This window comes from Burkholderia sp. E168m22 (genome assembly GCF_001319805.1).
Lineage (GTDB): Bacteria > Pseudomonadota > Gammaproteobacteria > Burkholderiales > Burkholderiaceae > Burkholderia > Burkholderia orbicola.
On record NZ_BBSK01000107.1, the window covers coordinates 132,664 to 150,651 of the forward strand.

The 17,988-nt window shown below is 63.1% G+C and carries 12 protein-coding genes; 3 read left to right on the forward strand and 9 right to left on the reverse strand.

The window, feature by feature from the left end; all coding sequences use genetic code 11:
- Nucleotides 1-162 precede the first annotated feature (162 nt).
- The 3 genes from AP428_RS24585 to AP428_RS24595 form a co-directional block, all read right to left on the reverse strand.
- Nucleotides 163-1,542, reverse strand: a complete 1,380-nt coding sequence (locus AP428_RS24585; RefSeq protein WP_011694550.1) for a tripartite tricarboxylate transporter permease — start codon at nt 1,540-1,542, stop codon at nt 163-165.
- A complete protein-coding gene (locus AP428_RS24590) occupies nt 1,542-2,039 on the reverse strand; it encodes a hypothetical protein (protein ID WP_011694549.1) in 498 nt (165 codons plus the stop codon). The genes AP428_RS24585 and AP428_RS24590 overlap by 1 nt, the downstream gene beginning before the upstream one ends.
- A gap of 88 nt (nt 2,040-2,127) precedes the next feature.
- Nucleotides 2,128-3,414 carry a hydroxymethylglutaryl-CoA reductase, degradative gene (locus AP428_RS24595; RefSeq protein ID WP_011694548.1) on the reverse strand — a complete coding sequence of 429 codons (1,287 nt, stop codon included), beginning with the start codon at nt 3,412-3,414 and terminating at the stop codon, nt 2,128-2,130.
- A gap of 162 nt (nt 3,415-3,576) precedes the next feature.
- Between AP428_RS24595 and AP428_RS24600 the strand changes: the two genes are divergently transcribed.
- Nucleotides 3,577-4,962, forward strand: a complete 1,386-nt coding sequence (locus tag AP428_RS24600) for a PLP-dependent aminotransferase family protein (RefSeq protein ID WP_011694547.1) — start codon at nt 3,577-3,579, stop codon at nt 4,960-4,962.
- Between the two features lie 52 nt (nt 4,963-5,014).
- Here the strand turns inward: AP428_RS24600 and AP428_RS24605 are convergent, their stop codons facing one another.
- Nucleotides 5,015-6,292 carry an epoxide hydrolase family protein gene (locus tag AP428_RS24605; RefSeq protein WP_011694546.1) on the reverse strand — a complete coding sequence of 426 codons (1,278 nt, stop codon included), beginning with the start codon at nt 6,290-6,292 and terminating at the stop codon, nt 5,015-5,017.
- Between the two features lie 203 nt (nt 6,293-6,495).
- Complete coding sequence (locus AP428_RS24610) at nt 6,496-7,200, reverse strand: SDR family oxidoreductase (protein ID WP_041489663.1); 705 nt, start codon at nt 7,198-7,200, stop codon at nt 6,496-6,498.
- 134 nt (nt 7,201-7,334) lie between these two features.
- On the opposite strand from AP428_RS24610, the gene gcvA reads away from it, so the two are divergent.
- The gene (gcvA, locus tag AP428_RS24615) at nt 7,335-8,225 is read left to right on the forward strand and encodes a transcriptional regulator GcvA (protein WP_011694544.1); all 891 of its coding nucleotides are present in this window, start codon (nt 7,335-7,337) and stop codon (nt 8,223-8,225) included.
- 25 nt (nt 8,226-8,250) lie between these two features.
- On the opposite strand, the gene AP428_RS24620 is transcribed toward gcvA, so the two are convergent.
- The 3 genes from AP428_RS24620 to AP428_RS24630 form a co-directional block, all read right to left on the reverse strand.
- Nucleotides 8,251-8,850 carry a pyridoxamine 5'-phosphate oxidase family protein gene (locus tag AP428_RS24620; RefSeq protein WP_011694543.1) on the reverse strand — a complete coding sequence of 200 codons (600 nt, stop codon included), beginning with the start codon at nt 8,848-8,850 and terminating at the stop codon, nt 8,251-8,253.
- Nucleotides 8,851-8,944: 94 nt separating this feature from the next.
- On the reverse strand, nt 8,945-9,136 hold the full coding sequence (locus AP428_RS24625) for a hypothetical protein (RefSeq protein ID WP_011694542.1): 192 nt from the start codon (nt 9,134-9,136) through the stop codon (nt 8,945-8,947).
- Between the two features lie 12 nt (nt 9,137-9,148).
- Nucleotides 9,149-10,348, reverse strand: coding sequence for a PLP-dependent aminotransferase family protein (locus AP428_RS24630; protein WP_011694541.1), 1,200 nt, complete (start codon nt 10,346-10,348; stop codon nt 9,149-9,151).
- Between the two features lie 724 nt (nt 10,349-11,072).
- Here AP428_RS24630 and AP428_RS24635 point away from each other — a divergent pair.
- Nucleotides 11,073-15,350, forward strand: coding sequence for an NACHT domain-containing NTPase (locus tag AP428_RS24635; protein ID WP_011694540.1), 4,278 nt, complete (start codon nt 11,073-11,075; stop codon nt 15,348-15,350).
- A 234-nt stretch (nt 15,351-15,584) separates the two neighbouring features.
- Here the strand turns inward: AP428_RS24635 and AP428_RS24640 are convergent, their stop codons facing one another.
- Nucleotides 15,585-17,885 (reverse strand): NADP-dependent malic enzyme, encoded by a 2,301-nt coding sequence (locus AP428_RS24640; RefSeq protein ID WP_011694539.1) that lies wholly within the window; start codon nt 17,883-17,885, stop codon nt 15,585-15,587.
- Between the last annotated feature and the right edge of the window lie 103 nt (nt 17,886-17,988).

Sequence of the window (17,988 nt, forward strand, 5' to 3'; positions counted from 1 at the left end):
GCCGCCGTGTGAATCGCTTCACCGGTTTTATATCCGAACCGTCCGGACGCTTTGTATCTCAACGTATCCGTGTGCGAACACGACACACTGCGATTCAAAAATCGCGGGAAAACGACGCTTCGGCACGGTCGCGCGGCACTCGCGGCCCCGTGCGCCGGCGAGTCAGAACAGCCTGGCGATCGCGGGCACGCTGAGCACCGCGACGTAATAGCCCATGAACTGCACGCCGGTGTTGAACGCGAACAGGCGCGACAGCATCCCGCCGAACAGGCCGATCGTCACGATCACGGCGAGCCCGAGCAGTTGCCCTTCCCACACGCCGATCACGACGATCAGCCCCGCGAAGGTCGCGATGATCGCTTCGTGGCTCAGCTTGCGCGCGACGAACGATGCCGCGCGGTGCGCGTGGTGCATCGCGAGCGGATACGCGATCAGCGCGGCCAGCACGATCGACAGCAGCCCGTAGCCGAGGAACTCGGGCCAGCTCATCAGCGTATGGAGGTTGTGGATCTGCCCGCTCGCCGCGTCGACCGTGAAGCGCGGCGGCGCATTGAACAGCGGCGCGGCCGGGCCGGCCGCCACCGGGCTCAGCGGCAGCCCGAACGCGATCAGCGGAATCAGTGCCTCGGCGATATAGGTGGCCTCGGTCACGCCGTTACGGGCGGCGATCACGGTCGTCAGGCGCTGATACGCATGACGCACGCGCGCGCCGACGATCTCGCCCATCAGCACCGTCATCGCGACCGGGCTGAACACGAACGTCGCGCTCGACACGGCGGCCGTGCCGACCGTCCACGCGACCTGCTCGCGGTCGAGCACCTTCAGCGGATTGGGGAAATAGCCGCGCCAGCTTTTCACGTCGGGCGCGAGCACGAACGTCGACGGCCCGTCGCGGCGCATGCGCCGCCGCTCGGCCGGCGACAGGATCGAGAACAGGTCGGCCACCAGCGGGCCGATCGCGATCCCGAGGAAGTAGCTGACGCTCAGCTTCACGCCGTAATGACCCGTGAGCGCCTGCAGCCCGACCACCAGCATCACGAACGGCACCAGCAGCAGCACCGACGCCCAACGCCCCGCCGAGCAGTATGCGATGCCGACGGCCGCCGCGAGGAACACCCACGGCGCGGCCTTCGCGATCGCCGCGCCGAACGGCGCGAGCAACGACGCGAACAGCACCGCGAGGGGCAGCGCGACGAACGCGGCGACGATCGCGCCGGAGATCATCTTGCGCAGCGCGATGTGCGGCACGCCGAGCGCGCGCAGCAGCGTCGCCTGTTGCAGCAGCGGCGCGGCCATCGTGTCGCCGGGAATGCCGAGCAGCGCGGTCGGGATCGCATGCGTGATGTGCTTGGCCACCGCGCCCGCGAGAAAAAACGTGAACACGCCGGCCGGTGGCACGCCGAGCAGCGCGACGAGCAACGTGAGCGGCGCGATCGTCGTCGTTTCGTCGGTGCCGGAGATCAGCCCGATGCCGGAGAACACGATCGCGCCGAGCAGCCCCATCGCGAACGCGGCCGGCAACGCCTGCAGCAGTGCATCCATCAGCGGCCTCCCGCGCGTGCGCGCCCGGTCGACGCGTCGTACGACGCGAACAGGTCGAGCAGCCCGAGTTCCTCCATCTCGGCGCGCGCGCTGGCCGACAGGTCGCTCGTCGCGCCGAGTCCGCCCGATGCTTCGGCGAGTTGCCGCAAGGCGTCGTCGCGCTCGGCGCTGCCCGCCGCATGTTCGATCACCGTGCGCTTCGGCTTGAACAGCACCGCGCAGATCGTGCCAGCCAGCAGGCAGCCGCCGAGGCCGATCAGCATCGCATAAGCGCGTGCGATCGCCGCGTCGTGCACGAACGATGCGAGCGCGATGCGGCCGATCTCGAACGCGCCGAGGCTGATCGCGATGCCGAGCAGCACCGACCACGCGAGATGCTTCGTCGCCACCGTGTCGCCCCATACCTCGACGAGCGTCGTGGCCGCCGCATCGGCGCCGGCCAACGGCCGGGTGCGATGCGGCGCGGGTGCGACGGCGCTTGAACCGGTCTGTTCCATGTGTCTCCTCCTGGTTTGATATGTCGCCGGCCATGCCGGCGCGGCGCGGACTGCACACCGCGTCGATCACGCGGCGCGCAGCCGCGCGTCAGCCGCCGCTGCGGCCCGCGAGCAGCTCGACGGCGAAATCGGCACGCACGTCCTTCGCCGCGACCATCCGCTGCGCGATCCGGTCGATGTCGGCGCCGGTCGCGCCGGCCGCGACGGCGATGTTGCGCGCATGCAGCGCCATGTGGCCGCGCTGGATCCCTTCGGTCGCGAGCGCGCGCAGCGCCCCGAGATTCTGCGCAAGCCCGACCGCGACCGCAATTTCGCCGAGTTCCTGCGCGGACGTCACGTTCATGATCTTCAATGCGAGGCGCGCGAGCGGGTGCGTCTTCGTCGCGCCGCCGACGAGCCCGACCGGCATCGGCATCTCGATCGTGCCGACGAGGTCGCCGTTCGCGGCCTTCTCCCACGTCGTCAGCGACGTATAGCGGCCGCTGCGGCTCGCGTACGCATGCGCGCCGGCCTCGACCGCGCGCCAGTCGTTGCCGGTCGCGACCACCACCGGATCGATGCCGTTCATGATGCCCTTGTTGTGGGTCGCCGCGCGGTACGGATCGGTCGCCGCGAACACGTATGCGTCGATCACGCGGTCGATCACCGCTTCGCCGGCGTAATCGTCGGTCGCGAGCGTCGCGGCCGAGTACCGTACCTCTGCGCGCGCCAACCGCAGGTCGGCGAGGTTGGACAGTATCCGCAACCGTACCTGGCCGCCGGTAATCGCCTCGATGCGCGTCGCGACGGTTTCGGCCATCGTGTTGACCGTGTTCGCGCCCATCGCGTCGCGCACGTCGACGATCAGGTGCGCGACGATCATCGCGCCGCGCGGCGTGTCGGGAAACACATGAACCTCGATGTCGCGGCAGCCGCCGCCGAGGCCGACCAGCACCTTGTCGCGGCTGTTCGCGAGCGCGATCAGTTCGGCCGCATGACGCAGGATCGCGAGCCGCGCGCCATACGGATCGTCGACGCCGATCACCTGAACCTGCGCACGCATCAGCGGACCGCTGCTCGACGTGCGGAAGCCGCCCGCCGCGCGGGAAAGCTTCGCCATGTACGAGGCGGCCGCCACGATCGACGGCTCCTCGACGGCCATCGGCACGATCACGTCCCGATCGTTGATCCGGAAGTAGCCGGCCACCGCCATCGGCAGCTCGAACGTGCCGATCACGTTCTCGATCATCCCGTTCGCGGTATCGAGCGGCAGCGCGCCCGGTTGGGCGAGCAGCGCGTGCTCGGCATCGTCGAGCCCGACGGCACGGGACAAGTGGGACAGGCGTTGCTCGGGCGTCAGCGAGCGGAAGTTCGGCAAGGCGGAATCGATCGGCATGATGGGTTGACTGTTGCGGGTGGCGATGTCGCCCGTCGGTGCTTGCGGCGGGCGGCGGACAGCCGAATAATAGTCACGCTGTACCCATTGAAAAGGTACAGACGGCGCAGACAGTCACTCAACCGTACCCATTACAGTGGGCCGGTCCGACGGAAGATTCCGATGAAACAGCGTGCAAAAGCCAGCCTGTCTGGCGCGATGGCAGACAATCTCGCCAGACAGATCGAGGAAGGGGTGTTGGCGGCCGGCACGAAACTGCCGTCGATCAGGGAATACGCTGAGGCATCCGGCTGCTCGAAGAACACCGTGATCAGCGCGTTCGAGATGCTCGCGGCCGACGGCCTGATCGAGCCGCGCCGCGGCTCGGGCTTCTTCGTCACGCGACGCGCGGCGGCCGCGCCCGAGCTCGACGAGCCGAGCTCGCTCGACCGCGCGATGGACATCGTGTGGCTGATGCGCGAGCAACTGCACGCGAAGCCCGACGTGCTCAATCTCGGCGAAGGCTTCCCGCCGATCGAGTGGCTCGAGGAAACGCGGCTGAACCAGTACCAGCAGCGCATCATGCGCACGAGCGCCGCGTCGCTGTTCCGCTACGGCAGCCGCTTCGGCTACCTGCCGCTGCGCCAGTCGCTGCAGCAGAAGCTCGCCGGCTACGAGATCGAGGCGCCGCCCGCGCAGATCGTGCTCACGCACGGCGCGAACCAGGCGATGGACCTCGTGCTGCGCTATTTCGTGCGCCCCGGCGACACCGTGCTCGTCGACGATCCCGGCTACTACCCGCTGTTCGGCAAGTTGAAACTGAGCGGCGCAAACATCGTCGGCGTGCCGCGCGAGATCGACGGCCCCGACGTCACGAAGCTGGCCGAGCACATCGCCGCGTACCGGCCGAAGCTGTTCTTCACGCAATCGGTCGGCCACAACCCGACCGCAACCGATACGAGCGCGGCCAAGGCGCACCGTATCCTGCAACTCGCCGACGCGCACGACCTGATCATCGTCGAGGACGATGCGCTGGCCGACCTGCGGCCGCGCTCGCTCACGCGCATCGCGACGCTCGACCAGTTGCGCCGCACCATCTATATCGGCAGTTTTTCGAAATCGGTGTCGGCCGCGCTGCGTGTCGGGTTTCTCGCGTGCAATGCGGCGCTTGCCAGCGATCTCGCCGACGTGAAGATGCTGACGCACGTCAGCAGCTCGGAATACTGCGAACGCACGCTCGATGCGATCGTCAGCGATGGCCATTTTCTCAGGCATACGAATCATCTGCAGGAGAAGCTGCGGCGCGCGACCGGCACCGCGCTCGATGCGCTCGGCCGTCTCGGCGCGGAGGTCTATCGGCCGTGCGAGCAGAACCTGTATCTGTGGGCCGCACTGCCCGGCTGGCCGGATTCGATGTTGCTCGCGCAGGCGCTGCTGGAGCGCGGCGTGATCCTCGCGCCCGGGGCGGTGTTCTCGCCGCAGGCCGATCGTCCGTCGAAGTATTGCCGCTTCAACGTCGCGTATCTGGCGGACAAGCGGTTTGCGCAGGCGTTGCAGGCGGTGACCTGAAAACGAACGCGAGCCGCGCAACAGCCGGCCCGCATTCGTCGCACAACCCTGCTTACACGCGCCGCAACGACCGGAACCCGGCACGCACTTCACGCGCAAACAGTTCAGGCTCTTCCCATGCCGCGAAGTGCCCGCCCTTGTCGACTTCGTTGAAGTAGATCAGGTTGTGATAACTCCGCTCGGCCCAACTGCGTGGCGCCTGATAAATCTCGCCCGGAAACACCGTGATCGCCGCCGGCAACGAGATATCCACCGCGTTGAAGTTGTTCGAGTGATCCTCCCAGTAGATCTGCGCAGCCGACGTCGCGGTGTTCGTCAGCCAGTACAACGAAATGTCGTCGAGGATCTCGTCGCGCGGAATCGAGCGTTCCGGTACTCCTCCGCTATAAGTCCATTGCGAAATCTTGTCGTACATCCACGCAGCCTGCCCGGACGGCGAATCCGCCAGCGCATAACCGACCGTCTGCGGCCGCGTGACCATCATCGCCGAGTAGCCGCAGTTGTCGCGATAGAACGTCGCGAGCTTCTCGTACGCGGCCTTCTCCTTCGGCGACAGCGACGCCGGCGCGGGCGCATCGGTCGCGAGCAGCGTCGCGATCTCCGGCGGCACCGTCGCCGGCATGTTCACGTGAATGCCGGCCAGACCTTGCACGTGCTGCATCGCCATCCGGTGCGAGATCACCGAGCCGCAGTCGCCGCCCTGCGACACGAAACGCGTATAGCCGAGCCGCGCCATCAGCTCGCCCCACGCTCGCGCGATGTGGTCGGAGCCCCAGCCGGTCTTCGTTGGCCGGCCCGAGAAGCCGAAGCCCGGCAGCGACGGCACGACGACGTGGAACGCATCGTCCGCGCTCGCGCCGTGCGCGGTCGGGTCGGTCAGCGGACCGATCGCCTTCAGCAGCTCGAAGATCGAACCGGGCCAGCCGTGCGTCATGATCATCGGCATCGCGTTCTCGTGCCGCGACCGCACGTGAATGAAATGAATGTCGAGCCCGTCGATTTCCGTGATGAACATCGGGAAACCGTTCAGGCGCGCCTCGCCCTTGCGCCAGTCGTAGTCGGTGCCCCAGTAGCGCAGCAGCGCCTGCATGCGCGCGAGCCGCACGCCCTGCGATTCGTCGGCGACGGTCTCACGGCCCGGCCAGCGCGTCGCGGCAATGCGACGGCGCAGGTCGGCCACGGCTTCATCGGGAATGTGTGCGGTGAACGGGCGTATGCCGCTCGCGCCGGTGGCCGCATGCAGCGCGGTGGGCAGCATCGCCGACACCCCGGCGGCCACGGAAGTGGCCAGCAGGTGGCGACGCATCGGGGAAAACGGTGTGGAAGACATCGTTCGGCATCTCCTTTCGTGAAGTGGAAAGTGAACATGCCGCGCGCGGGATCCCGCCCAGGCTTTCAATCAGGCGCGCCCTCGTCACGCGGCGTCGCCTATTCGAAAGGTCTGATGTATCCCGGATTTGTCTGATTTGTACGCGTTTGTAGCTGCTGCGAGGTGAGCGAACACGCTTGCGCGGCCGCTCGCCGGTGCGGCGCTCAGAGCGCCTTGACGATCGCGCCGTCGACGCGAATGTTCTGCCCGGTGATATAGCCCGCGCCGTCCGACAGCAGGAACGCAACCGTCTTCGCGATCTCGCCGGTCTTGCCGAAGCGCCCGGCCGGAATGCGCGCGACGATCTCCGGCGTTTCCGGCCAGCTGTCGATGAAGCCCGGCAGCACCGCGTTCATCCGGATGTTCTCGGCCGCATAGCGTTCCGCGTAGAGGCGCGTCCATGCGCTCAACGCCGCGCGCAGCGCCGACGACACGGGCATCGGCTGCTCCGGCGCGTCCGCCGCGAAGCTCGAGATGTTCACCACCGCGCCGCCGCCCTGCTTCTGGAAGATCGACGTCACGCGGCGCATCACGCGCACCACGTTCAGCAGGATCAGGTCGAGCCCCGCGTGCCAGTTGTCGTCGGTGATCGCCAGCAACTCGCCCTTCGGCGGATGGCCGGTGTTGTTCACGACCGCATCGATGCGCCCATAGCGCGCGATCGTTTCCTGCACGAGCTTGTCGATGTCGGCTTCTTCCGTCACCGAGCCCTTGATGCCGAAACCGCCCAGTTCCTCGCCAAGCGCCACCGCGCTGCCCGACAGCGACATCAGCGCGACGCGATAGCCCGTCGCCGCCAGTTCGCGCGCGATCGCCGCGCCCATGCCCTTGCCCGCCGCCGTGATCAACGCCACTTTTTCTACAGTCACGATCCGCTCCTCGTTCCGATTCTGCCGCCGCGCAGCCGCCATTCGGCGCGCCATGGTGGTAATGTAGGCGCATCGATTCCCGCTGTCGAACCAGTATTTCTGCCGCCAGCCGATAGTTTTTCTACAGCCTGACGATGCCGCCACGCCCTTCCCGCCTGCCGCCGCTGAATGCGCTTCGCGCGTTCGAAGTGTCCGCGCGGCACCTCAATTTCCGCGCCGCCGCCGACGAGATCGGCGTCACGCAGGGCGCCGTCGCGCAGCAGGTGCGCCACCTCGAGGACGTGCTCGGCCTGAAGCTGTTCGAACGCCTGCCGCGCGGCCTCGCGCTCACGCATGACGGCGCCGCGTATTTCTCCGACGTGCAGCGCGCGCTGCATGCGATCGCCGACGCCACCGACAAGCTCGTCAAGCGGCGCGCGGCGCTGACGATCAGCACGACGCCGTCGTTCGCGTCGAAGTGGCTGATCCCGCGGCTCGCGCAGTTCACCGAAGCACACCCCGACTACGACGTGCGCGTGATCGCCGATCCGCAGATCGCGACGTTCCGCCACGATGGCGTCGATCTCGCGATCCGCTACGGCAAGCCGCCGTTCGGCAAGCATCTCGCCACCCATGCGCTGTTCCCGCTCGACGTGTGCGCGGTGTGCAGCCCGTCGGTGCTGAGCCCGCCGGCTGCGCCACGCGCGCTCGCCGGGCAGGTGCTGCTGCACGATGCGCATGACCTGTGGCCCGAATTCCTCGCGGCAATGCCAGCACCGGTCGACGTCGATCCGCACAAGGGGCTGCGCTTCAACCAGACGTCGCTCGCGATCGATGCGGCCGTTGCCGGCCAGGGCATCGCGCTCGCGACCGAGCCGCTCGTCGAGCGCGACATCGCCGCCGGACGGCTGTGCAAGCCGTTCGACTTCGCGTTTCCGCTGTCAATGGGGTTCTATCTCGTGTATCCGGCCGAGCGCCGCGACGACGATGCGATCGCGGTGATGCGCGAGTGGATGATCCAGGCCGCGTCGGACGGGCGGCCTTGAGCGGATCGGGTGCGCTGGACCCGCGTCAGGGGGCGATCCAGCGGGCTTCGTAGCCGCGTTCGTTCAGATCGAATACCGCGCGACGATGGCCGGCGCGCGCGAGTTCGAGCCAGTCGATGCGCGTGACCGTCATGTGGATCAGGCAGAAGTTTTCGTAGCCGTCGGCGGTGGGTGCGGTGCTGTCGAGATGCGCGGCTTCCGGCGACACGACCGGCGTGCCGGGCGGCAGCGGCGCGCGATACAGCAGCAGCGTATGCGGACGGCTCGCTTCCCAGATCGCGCGCCGTTGCGCTTCGTCGTCGCAGATCGACGCAACGCCTTCCGCACGAATCTGCACGAGCGCGTCGAGATCGTTGGCGACGATCGAGAGACGCGGATCGCGACGCAACTCCGCGACCTTCGCCGAACGTGCATCGGTATGAAACGACAGCACGCGCCCGACGCGATTCACCTGGCGCAACACGATCGTCCGAACCTTCGGCGCACCATCGAGGCCGAGCGTCGCCGCCTGCAGCATCGTGAACGGCGAGCGCTGCACGTTGACGCCGGATTCGAGGCAGGACCACAGGCGGTCGTAGGTTTGCGCAAGCGATTCGGAGATCGAGTCGGTGGTCGAGTCGGACATGGGGCGGCGGCGATCGTCGGTATTTCGATCGCGCCAGCTTACCCGTTTGTTTCGGCGACGGCTCGCATGGGATGCGTCGCCGCCGTTGTGCCGGTCAGTTGTAGCCGAGCACGACCGGCGCCGCATCGCCAGCATCGGGTGCCGGCTCCGCGCCGAAGCGGCCGAGCACGTCGGCCACATACTGCGGCCCGGCGCTGATCTGCGACGAGCGATGCTTCGCCGGCCGCGTGTCGCCGGCGCCCGAGGCTGCGCCCGGCGATGCCGTTTCGTTGACGGTGATGGTCATGTCGATGTCTCCTCACGCGGCCAGCGCCGCACCATATGCGCGCACGAGGCGCGCGACGCCTTCCCGGATCGCATCGATGTCCGGCGCGGCGAACGACAGGCGCAGCGACGCCGCGTCGACGTTGTCCGCGAAGAACGCCTTGCCGGGGACGAACACGATCTTGTTCGCGATCGCCTGTTGCAGCAGCACATCCGACGATACCGCGCCGAGCCGCGCCCACACGAACATCCCGCCTTCGGGACGATGGAATTCGATCGCATCGCCGAAGCCGTCGCGCAGCGCGTCGCACATCGCGTCGCACTTACGCCGGTACGCGGCCGTGATGCGCGGCAGATGACGTTCGAGCGCGCCGTCGGCCAGATATTCGGCGGCGGTGGCCTGCGTCCACGGCGTGCTGCACAGATCGACCGTCTGCTTCGCGATCACGCAGCGCCGCGTGATCTCGGCCGGCGCGATCGTCCAGCCCACGCGCAGCCCCGGCGCGACGATCTTCGACAGGCTCGCGAAATGCACGAGCCAGTCGCGCGCGCCGTCCACTTCACCGGCCAGCGCGAGCATCGACGGCACGGCTTCGCCCGCGAAACGCAGGTCGCCGTACGGATCGTCCTCGACGATCAGGAAACGGTATTGCACCGCGAGACGCAGCAGCTTCAGCCGGCGTTCGCGCGTGAGCGTCGCGCCCGTGGGGTTCGCGAAGGTCGGAACCGTGTAGAGCAGCTTCGGCTGCGCGATCGCGCCGGACGCGAGTTGCGCTGCGAGGCGATCGACGTCGAGGCCTTCGCCGTCGACGGGAATCGTCACGATGCGCGCCTGTTGCAACCGCATCGCCTGCAGCGTGGCCGGGTATGCCGGCTGTTCGGTCAGCACGACGTCGCCGGGCGACACCATCACGCGCAGCAGCAGGTCGAGGCCCTGCTGCGAACCGGTCGTGACGAGCAGTTCGGCGGGCGCGCAGGCGACGCCGCGACGCGCCATCAGCGCGATCAGTTGCTGCTTCAGTTCGGCGAGGCCGTCGGTCGGGCCGTATTGCAGGCAGCGGACGGGCTGTGCGTACGCGCGTTCGGCGGCCGCGTTCAGGCCGTCGACGTCGAACAGGTCGCTCGCCGGATAGCCGCCCGCGAAGGAAATCATGCCCGGTTCGGACAGGTACTTGAACAACTCGCGGATCGGCGAGCCGGCAGGGTTTTGGAATGAGGGCGTGAACGCGTACATGTCGTCGTGTGCTGGGGGGCGCGGACGGCCGGGATAGCCGCCGAGTGCCGGCCGCCAAGGCGCTTCTGGCGCCGCGGCGGTGAATTCGAGCCACGATTGTCGATAGTCATTAAGGGCTCGGCAAACGATATCTATGCACTAGGTCTTGCGGTTTGGTCATTAAATGGGGGGAGGAGCAGGAGACATGAGTTCAACGCGGTTTCGGACGCTGCCCACGGTCACCCAACCCGCCGCTCACGGATTCCCGCGCGTGCCCCGCGTCGCCGCTTCTCTGCCTGGATTTCTGAGAAAGCATGGCCGTGGGTGCGCCACACGCCGGGAAGGTCGTGTGTCCTCCGAGATAGAGGCCGCGCAACCCTGCCCGATTCGTGAAAAACATGTCGGGCGGCGTACCAGGTGCAATGCCGTACAGCGCCTCTTCGTACAAACGCCGTTTGCTCGCAAAACCTGCGAATTCGCCACGCGGACGCCTTCGATGCGGGAGGGGGCGAAGACACTCCCGTATCGCGTTGAGATAGCCATCGACCACAGCCAGCGTCATCGCGCTCGTCCAATATCGACCTTTGAGATCAGCGAACAGAGATTAGCGATCAGCATGCCCGAGCGAGTACACTTTGCTGAACAGAAATATGCGACGGGTATGTTGGCAACGGCACAAATACTACGAATTCCATGAAGCGGCAGGGCCTCATACGCATCGCCAATCGACTAACCTAAGTGGCATATGATCGAACGAATTTTTCAGAATATCCCCGAGGGGAAAATCACCGACGCCGACAAGCAACCGTTCTTGATGAGTTTGGGTTGGTCACGAGGATTATCGTGGAACGATCTTTTGCAGTCGTGGCGTGTGTTGCTAATATCGGAGGCCGGGGCCGGCAAGACCTATGAGTGTCGTGCCCAAGCTCAACGTCTATCGGCGGCTGGGGAGCCTACCTTTTTTGTTGAGCTGGCGAGCCTTGCAACCAGCGAACTGCGCACCCTACTGGATGATGAAGAAGAGAATCGGCTCAACACTTGGCTTTCGTCTCAATCGGATGTCGCGACTTTTTTCTTGGACTCGATAGACGAACTACAACTGAGTCTAGGGTCATTTGAACGTGCGTTAAAACGCTTTAAGAAAGGCATCGCTGGCAACCTGGGGCGCGCTCGAATAGTCATCACGACACGCCCTGTCGCATTTGACAGCGATCTCGTTCGCAGCTTGCTACCAATTCCTCCGACATCCACTGCGAAACCGAGTGAAGATGAGTTTGCGATGATTGCAATGCGGGTCGAACAGAAAAACAATAAAACCGAGAAGGCTCCAGAATGGCGGACAGTTGCACTTATGCCACTTTCTGATGCGCAAATTGTGAAATTTGCGTGCGACCAGGGAGTCACAAACCCTGACATCTTATTGGAAGACTTGCGTCGGCGAAACGCACAAGAATTTGCACGACGCCCACAAGATCTGATCGAACTATGTTGTGACTGGCGTGAGCATAAGCGCATTCGAACTCATTACGATCAAGTTGCTGCAAATGTGCGGATCAAATTGCAACCCAGAGATGACCGGCCTGAACCTGCGGAACTGTCTGTGGAAAAAGCGATGGTGGGCGCTAGCCGGCTCGCCTTGGCGATGCTTATGACCCGACGTCTGACAGTGAGACACAACGCTGCCTCTGATGATATCCACAATGAAGCAGCGCTCAACCCTTCGATCATTCTTCCTGACTGGAGTCCCAGCGAGCGAAAGGCCCTTCTCGAGAGACCATTGTTTGGTTTTGCATCTTATGGTCGTGTGCGTTTTCATCATCGCTCCGTCGCCGAATATCTAGCAGCGCAACGCCTTCGCGAGCTTCGCGAGGCGGGAATGCCTCTCCGTGCCTTGAAACGGCTACTGTTTGCGGAGACCAGGGGCAAGGTAATTGTCCGTCCATCGAAGCGGCCCGTCGCCGGCTGGCTTGCGCTCGGGGACGACGCAATATTCGAGATATTGCGCGATAACGATCCCGCTGTCTTACTCAACGAAGGAGATCCCGAAACGCTCACCCCAATGCAGCGTATTCAAGCACTCCGGGCGTATGTCGAGCGTTATGGCAAAGGCGGCTGGCGGGGACGGCAGGTTCCCCATATTCAGATTCATCGCTTTGCATCACCAGAACTTGCGAGTGAGGTTACCCAAATATGGAGCCAAGGGGTCGAGAATCCTGATGTGAGACTGACACTGCTCTATCTTATTGAAGCGGGGCAGCTCGTCCAATGTGCCAACGTGGCTTACCAATGTGCGTGTGATCCGAACGCTGACTCGACAGAGCGGACAATCGCGCTCGACGCGATGGTGGCACTCGAGGAACCACGGCTGCCGGAGATCGCTCACGCCGTCGCTAACGACGTTGAAACTTGGCCGGATAAGATCGCACGCGCGGCCATCGTTCGACTGTTCCCACGCGATATCTCCATTGAACAGCTGTGCAAGACATTGGCGAGGTTGAAGCAGGGTAAGCGCGACATCAACGACTTGAGCCCGCAGTTGTCACGACTGGTTGAGAACGCCCAACTCGATCAGTCACAACTTGTGTCACTCCGTGACGGATTGGTTGAACTTGTGTCTGACGGACTCAGTTGGCACAAGGAGTGGTCGCACCTGATTAGCAACCGAGAAAATCTCAGCGACGTACTTGCATCGGTTTGTGTGCGTGGAATAGGTACAAACAAAGACGAGCAGTGGCTAGATGCGTGCGTTCTTTCCACGCGCCTCCACGATCAAGCGCATAGCAGCGATGAATCCCATAAAGCCCTTCTGAATCATATTAATCTTTTTGAGGCTCAAGACAATGAGAAGCTGTTTTGGGCTACAGACAAACTTATTCAGTCGCTTCGCGTTATCACGGATCCGTGGAACCGTCTGGTAGAAATCATATATCACGATAGCAGCGTTAGATTGACAGTCGCCAGAGACTTGCCGTGGATAAAAATGACTCTTGCCAACACCGAACGTTCGACGGCTGACCGTGCTTTGGTTTTGCAGGCTGCGCTGCGCCTTTCGCCAGACGAAGGACAATGGCAGCACCATCTTTCAGAACTGGAGCAACTGGTTGCAGACCAAACAGAACTTCTCGACGTAATTGCCGAGCGCAGAAAACTGCCAAAGAATAACAAGGAACTGGAGCGCATGGAGGCGCGGAGTATTGAGCGGAAAAGGCAACGTGACCGAACGGCAGCAAAAAACCGTGCGAGTTGGATCCTTTTCTGGCGCGAGGTTTCTCAGAATCCGGAGAGCGCTTTCTCGGATGAACGTAGTTGGAACACAGCCTGGAATCTTTGGCGAGCGATGAGCCAAGATGGAGCAGCCGGTCAAGAGTCCGGGTGGAATCGACGTCTTATCGAAGAACATTTCGGCAAGGAAACAGCAGATCGCTTACGCCGTATCTTGATGAATATCTGGCGCGCAGAGTCTCCGACATGTGCAAGCGAGCGACCAGCAGACCAACGCAACACGTATCTTGTTCGGTGGCAGCTCGGGCTCGCCGCAATTTATGCCGAAGCGGAGGATCCGGGTTGGGCCCGACAACTTACCGAAGAGGAAGCTAGGCTCGCTGCGCGATTTGCGCTCGTCGAAATTAATGGCTTACCCGCATGGCTAGATAGCCTTATCGACGCCCATTCGCATGCAGTAGACACCATAATCGGCCAAGAGCTCACCTGGGAGTTGAGCCCCAAAGCAAAGGGGGCTCAATCCCTGCTACTACAAAGCATCAGCTACGCACAGTCTTCCCGTCTTTACCTTCCACGACTGATGTCTTGGTTGGAAGAGCGAGGCGATTGTTTGACTGACAATCATGAAAGCACAGCGGCCGTCCAAAGACTACGCCAGGTAATCGGTGTAATCCTGGAACGAGGCGACGAGAAGATGCGCATGCAGCTTTTTTCCATCGCACGGCAGAGATTGCAGAATGATTTGCCAATTCAATTCAATTTCGTCTGGTTGGCGACAGTCATACGGATAGATCCAGAAATTGGGGTAGCGGAACTGGAAAATCGCTTGCGCACAATCGAGCCGGGACCGCATTCAGAGGCTGTTACGTGGTTTAGCGTACTATTCGGAGACCGCATTGATTCGATTAGCTTGCGAGACGAGGTTTTCACTCCAAGCTTGCTCTTGCGGCTACTTCGTCTCTCGTATCACCATGTTCGGCCAAATGACGATGCTACACACGAGGGTAGCTACTCGCCCGACGTTCGAGATCATGCCGAGCGTGCGCGAAACGAGGTCGTCGGAGCACTATTGGACGCCAAAGGAGAAGACGGATGGGCAGCGAAACTCGAAATGTCCAACGATCCCCTGTGCGCGCATTTCAGGGATCGGATTATCTCCGTCGCAGAGGAGCATTGGGCACAAGAGATAGACTCCATTGCGTTTAATGATATGCAGGCAATTTCGCTTGATAAGACAGGCGAAGCCCCTGCGTCGACGAACGAAGCGATGTTCGCCGTTTTGAAAGATCGCTTGTCGGATCTCGACGACCTTCTGCTGCGTGACACTTCGCCAAGAGAGGCATGGGCGGGCATCTCAGATGAAAAAGTGATGCGCCGGGAAATCGCGCGAGAGCTGAGTTATGCTGCTAACGGGATATACAAAATCGATCAGGAGGCTGTTACAGCGGATGAGAAGGAGACAGATATTCGTTTACGCTCAACCACATCAGATCATGAAGCAATAATAGAGTTAAAACTTGGAGACGGAAGGTCCGCTAAAGATTTGCGCGACACCATCTACAATCAACTCGTGAAAAAGTACATGGCCCCGGAAAACAGTCGAACAGGTTGCCTATTGATTACTCTGTCGAAAAATAGGAAATGGGAAAATCCCGACAATGGACAGCGTATCGATCTAGACGAACTGATGTTACTACTCCAAGCTGAAATAGAACGTGTTCAGGAGATGATGGCCAATGCCGTTTCACTAAGTATTCATCTGCTGGATTTGCGCACTAGGCTACCGGTCGAAAATCGCTAACTCAAATCGAATAGCCGCCACTGCGAGAGCCAAGTTCAGAACATCGCATTGTGCATTCCGCTCGCTCCGATCCATCAATCGATGAATGGAACAGCAACGCATGTCCACATCCAGAGATATGTATCAAGCACCGGCGCAGCAATCCAACCGCACAGTCAAACATGTCCCCTTGGCAATGCACTAATGGCCGAATCGGGCTGACGATCGACCGTCAGCCCGATTCGCAAACGTCAATCAGCCCGTCACACCCCGATTCGCCTCGATCACCGTCAAAGCAGCCATATTCACGATCCGCCGCACGGTCGCGCTCGAAGTCAGGATGTTCACGGGAGCATTAACGCCGAGCAAGAACGGCCCCACCGCCACATTACTCCCCGCCTCGGTCTTGAGCAGGTTGTAAGCGATATTCCCCGCATCCACATTCGGACAAACCAGCAAATTCGCCGCGCCCTTCAACGGCGACATCGGCAGCAGCTTCGCCCGCAGCCCTTCATCGAGCGCACAGTCGCCATGCATCTCGCCATCCGCCTCGATATCCGGCGCCTGCTCGCGCACGATCTCCAGCGCCCGGCGCATCTTCACGCCCGAAGCCGCACTCCCCGACCCGAAATTCGACCGCGACAGCAGCGCCACCTTCGGCGTCAGGTTCAGCCATTCCATCTGCCGCGCCGCCGCGATCGTGAATTCCGCGATCTGCTCCGCATCGGGGTTGTCGTTCACGTGCGTATCCACCAGCGCGACCGTCCGCTGATCGAGCAACAGGATGTTCATCGCCGCGTAAGTCGAAGCCCCCGGCTTCTTGCCGATCACTTCGTCCACGAACCGCAGGTGATTGTGATACTCGCCCACCGTCCCGCAGATCATCCCGTCCGCGTCGCCGAGCTGCACCATCATCGCGCCGATCAACGTCAGGCGCCGACGCATTTCCACGCGCGCCATTTCCTTCGAAATGCCGTCGCGGCAGCGCAGTTCCCAATACTTCGTCCAGTACTGCGGGAAGCGCTCGTCATATTCCGGATTGGTCACTTCGACATCCTGACCGAGTCGCAGGCGCAGGCCGAACCGCTCGATGCGCGCCAGCAGCACCTCCGGGCGACCGACCAGAATCGGCCGCGCAAGCTTCTCGTCGACGATCACCTGCACCGCCCGCAGCACGCGTTCGTCCTCGCCTTCGGTGAACACGATCCGCGCCTTGCCGCCGTCGCGCACGAGCTGACGCGCGGTCGCGAACAGCGGCTTCATGAACGCGCCCGAGTGATAGACGAATTGCTGCAACTGCTCGACGTACGCATCGAGATTCGCGAGCGGACGCGTCGCCACGCCGCCTTCCATCGCCGCCTTCGCCACGGCCGGCGCGATCCGCACGATCAGGCGCGGGTCGAACGGCTTCGGAATCAGGTATTGCGCGCCGAACGACACGTCGTACGCACCATAGGCCGCCGCAACGACTTCGTTCTGCTCTTCCTCGGCCAGCCCCGCGATCGCGTGCACCGCGGCAATTTCCATCTCGCGCGTGATCGTCGTCGCGCCCACATCGAGCGCGCCGCGGAAAATGTACGGGAAACACAGCACGTTGTTGACCTGGTTCGGGTAGTCCGAGCGGCCCGTCGCGATCACGACGTCGTCGCGCGTCTCATGCGCCAGTTCCGGGAAGATTTCCGGCGTCGGGTTGGCCAGCGCGAGAATCAGCGGGCGCGCCGCCATTGCCTTCAGCATCTCCGCCGTAAGGATGCCGCCGACCGACAGGCCGAGGAACACATCCGCGCCACCGATCACTTCGGCAAGCTTGCGCGCGTCGGTTTCCTGCGCGAAACGCGACTTGGCCGGGTCCATCAGCGTGGTACGGCCGCGATAGACGACGCCTTCGATGTCGGTCACCCAGACGTTTTCCACCGGCAGCCCGAGGTCGACCAGCAAGTCCAGGCACGCCAGCGCGGCCGCGCCGGCGCCCGACGTCACGACCTTCACTTCCTTGATGGACTTCCCGACGACCTTCAGCCCGTTGATGAACGCGGCCGACACGGTAATGGCCGTGCCGTGCTGATCGTCGTGGAAGACGGGAATCTTCATGCGTTCGCGCAGCTTCTGCTCGACGGTGAAGCATTCCGGCGCCTTGATGTCCTCGAGGTTGATGCCGCCGAACGTGGGTTCGAGGCCGGCGATGATGTCGACCAGCTTGTCCGGGTCGGTCTCGTTGATCTCGATGTCGAACACGTCGATCCCGGCGAACTTCTTGAACAGGACGGCCTTGCCTTCCATGACCGGCTTCGATGCGAGCGGGCCGATATTGCCGAGACCGAGCACGGCGGTGCCGTTCGTGATCACGCCGACCAGGTTGCCGCGGCTCGTGAAGCGGTGCGCCTGCAGCGGATCGGCGGCGATCGACTCGCACACGCTCGCCACGCCGGGCGTATAGGCCAGCGCCAGGTCGCGCTGGGTCACCAGCGGCTTGCTCGCCACGACCGAGATTTTCCCGGGCGTCGGAAACTCGTGATAGTCGAACGCGGCCTGCTGCTGTGTCTCTGTCTGTTTCATGTTCTGGGTCTCGGCGTGGGCGCCAGGCCAGTCCCGGCGCGATCCATGAAGAGGATTCTAGGGATCTGCCATAACGTGATGATTCTGTTTTAATATCGGCCCA

Coding starts and splice junctions, on each gene's coding strand:
- AP428_RS24640 (WP_011694539.1), bottom strand. CDS start 17,885: ATGAAACAGACAGAGACACAGCAGCAGGCCGCGTTCGACTATCACGAG.
- gcvA (WP_011694544.1), top strand. CDS start 7,335: ATGCCGCCACGCCCTTCCCGCCTGCCGCCGCTGAATGCGCTTCGCGCG.
- AP428_RS24625 (WP_011694542.1), bottom strand. CDS start 9,136: ATGACCATCACCGTCAACGAAACGGCATCGCCGGGCGCAGCCTCGGGC.
- AP428_RS24600 (WP_011694547.1), top strand. CDS start 3,577: ATGAAACAGCGTGCAAAAGCCAGCCTGTCTGGCGCGATGGCAGACAAT.
- AP428_RS24590 (WP_011694549.1), bottom strand. CDS start 2,039: ATGGAACAGACCGGTTCAAGCGCCGTCGCACCCGCGCCGCATCGCACC.
- AP428_RS24605 (WP_011694546.1), bottom strand. CDS start 6,292: ATGTCTTCCACACCGTTTTCCCCGATGCGTCGCCACCTGCTGGCCACT.
- AP428_RS24630 (WP_011694541.1), bottom strand. CDS start 10,348: ATGTACGCGTTCACGCCCTCATTCCAAAACCCTGCCGGCTCGCCGATC.
- AP428_RS24620 (WP_011694543.1), bottom strand. CDS start 8,850: ATGTCCGACTCGACCACCGACTCGATCTCCGAATCGCTTGCGCAAACC.
- AP428_RS24635 (WP_011694540.1), top strand. CDS start 11,073: ATGATCGAACGAATTTTTCAGAATATCCCCGAGGGGAAAATCACCGAC.
- AP428_RS24585 (WP_011694550.1), bottom strand. CDS start 1,542: ATGGATGCACTGCTGCAGGCGTTGCCGGCCGCGTTCGCGATGGGGCTG.
- AP428_RS24595 (WP_011694548.1), bottom strand. CDS start 3,414: ATGCCGATCGATTCCGCCTTGCCGAACTTCCGCTCGCTGACGCCCGAG.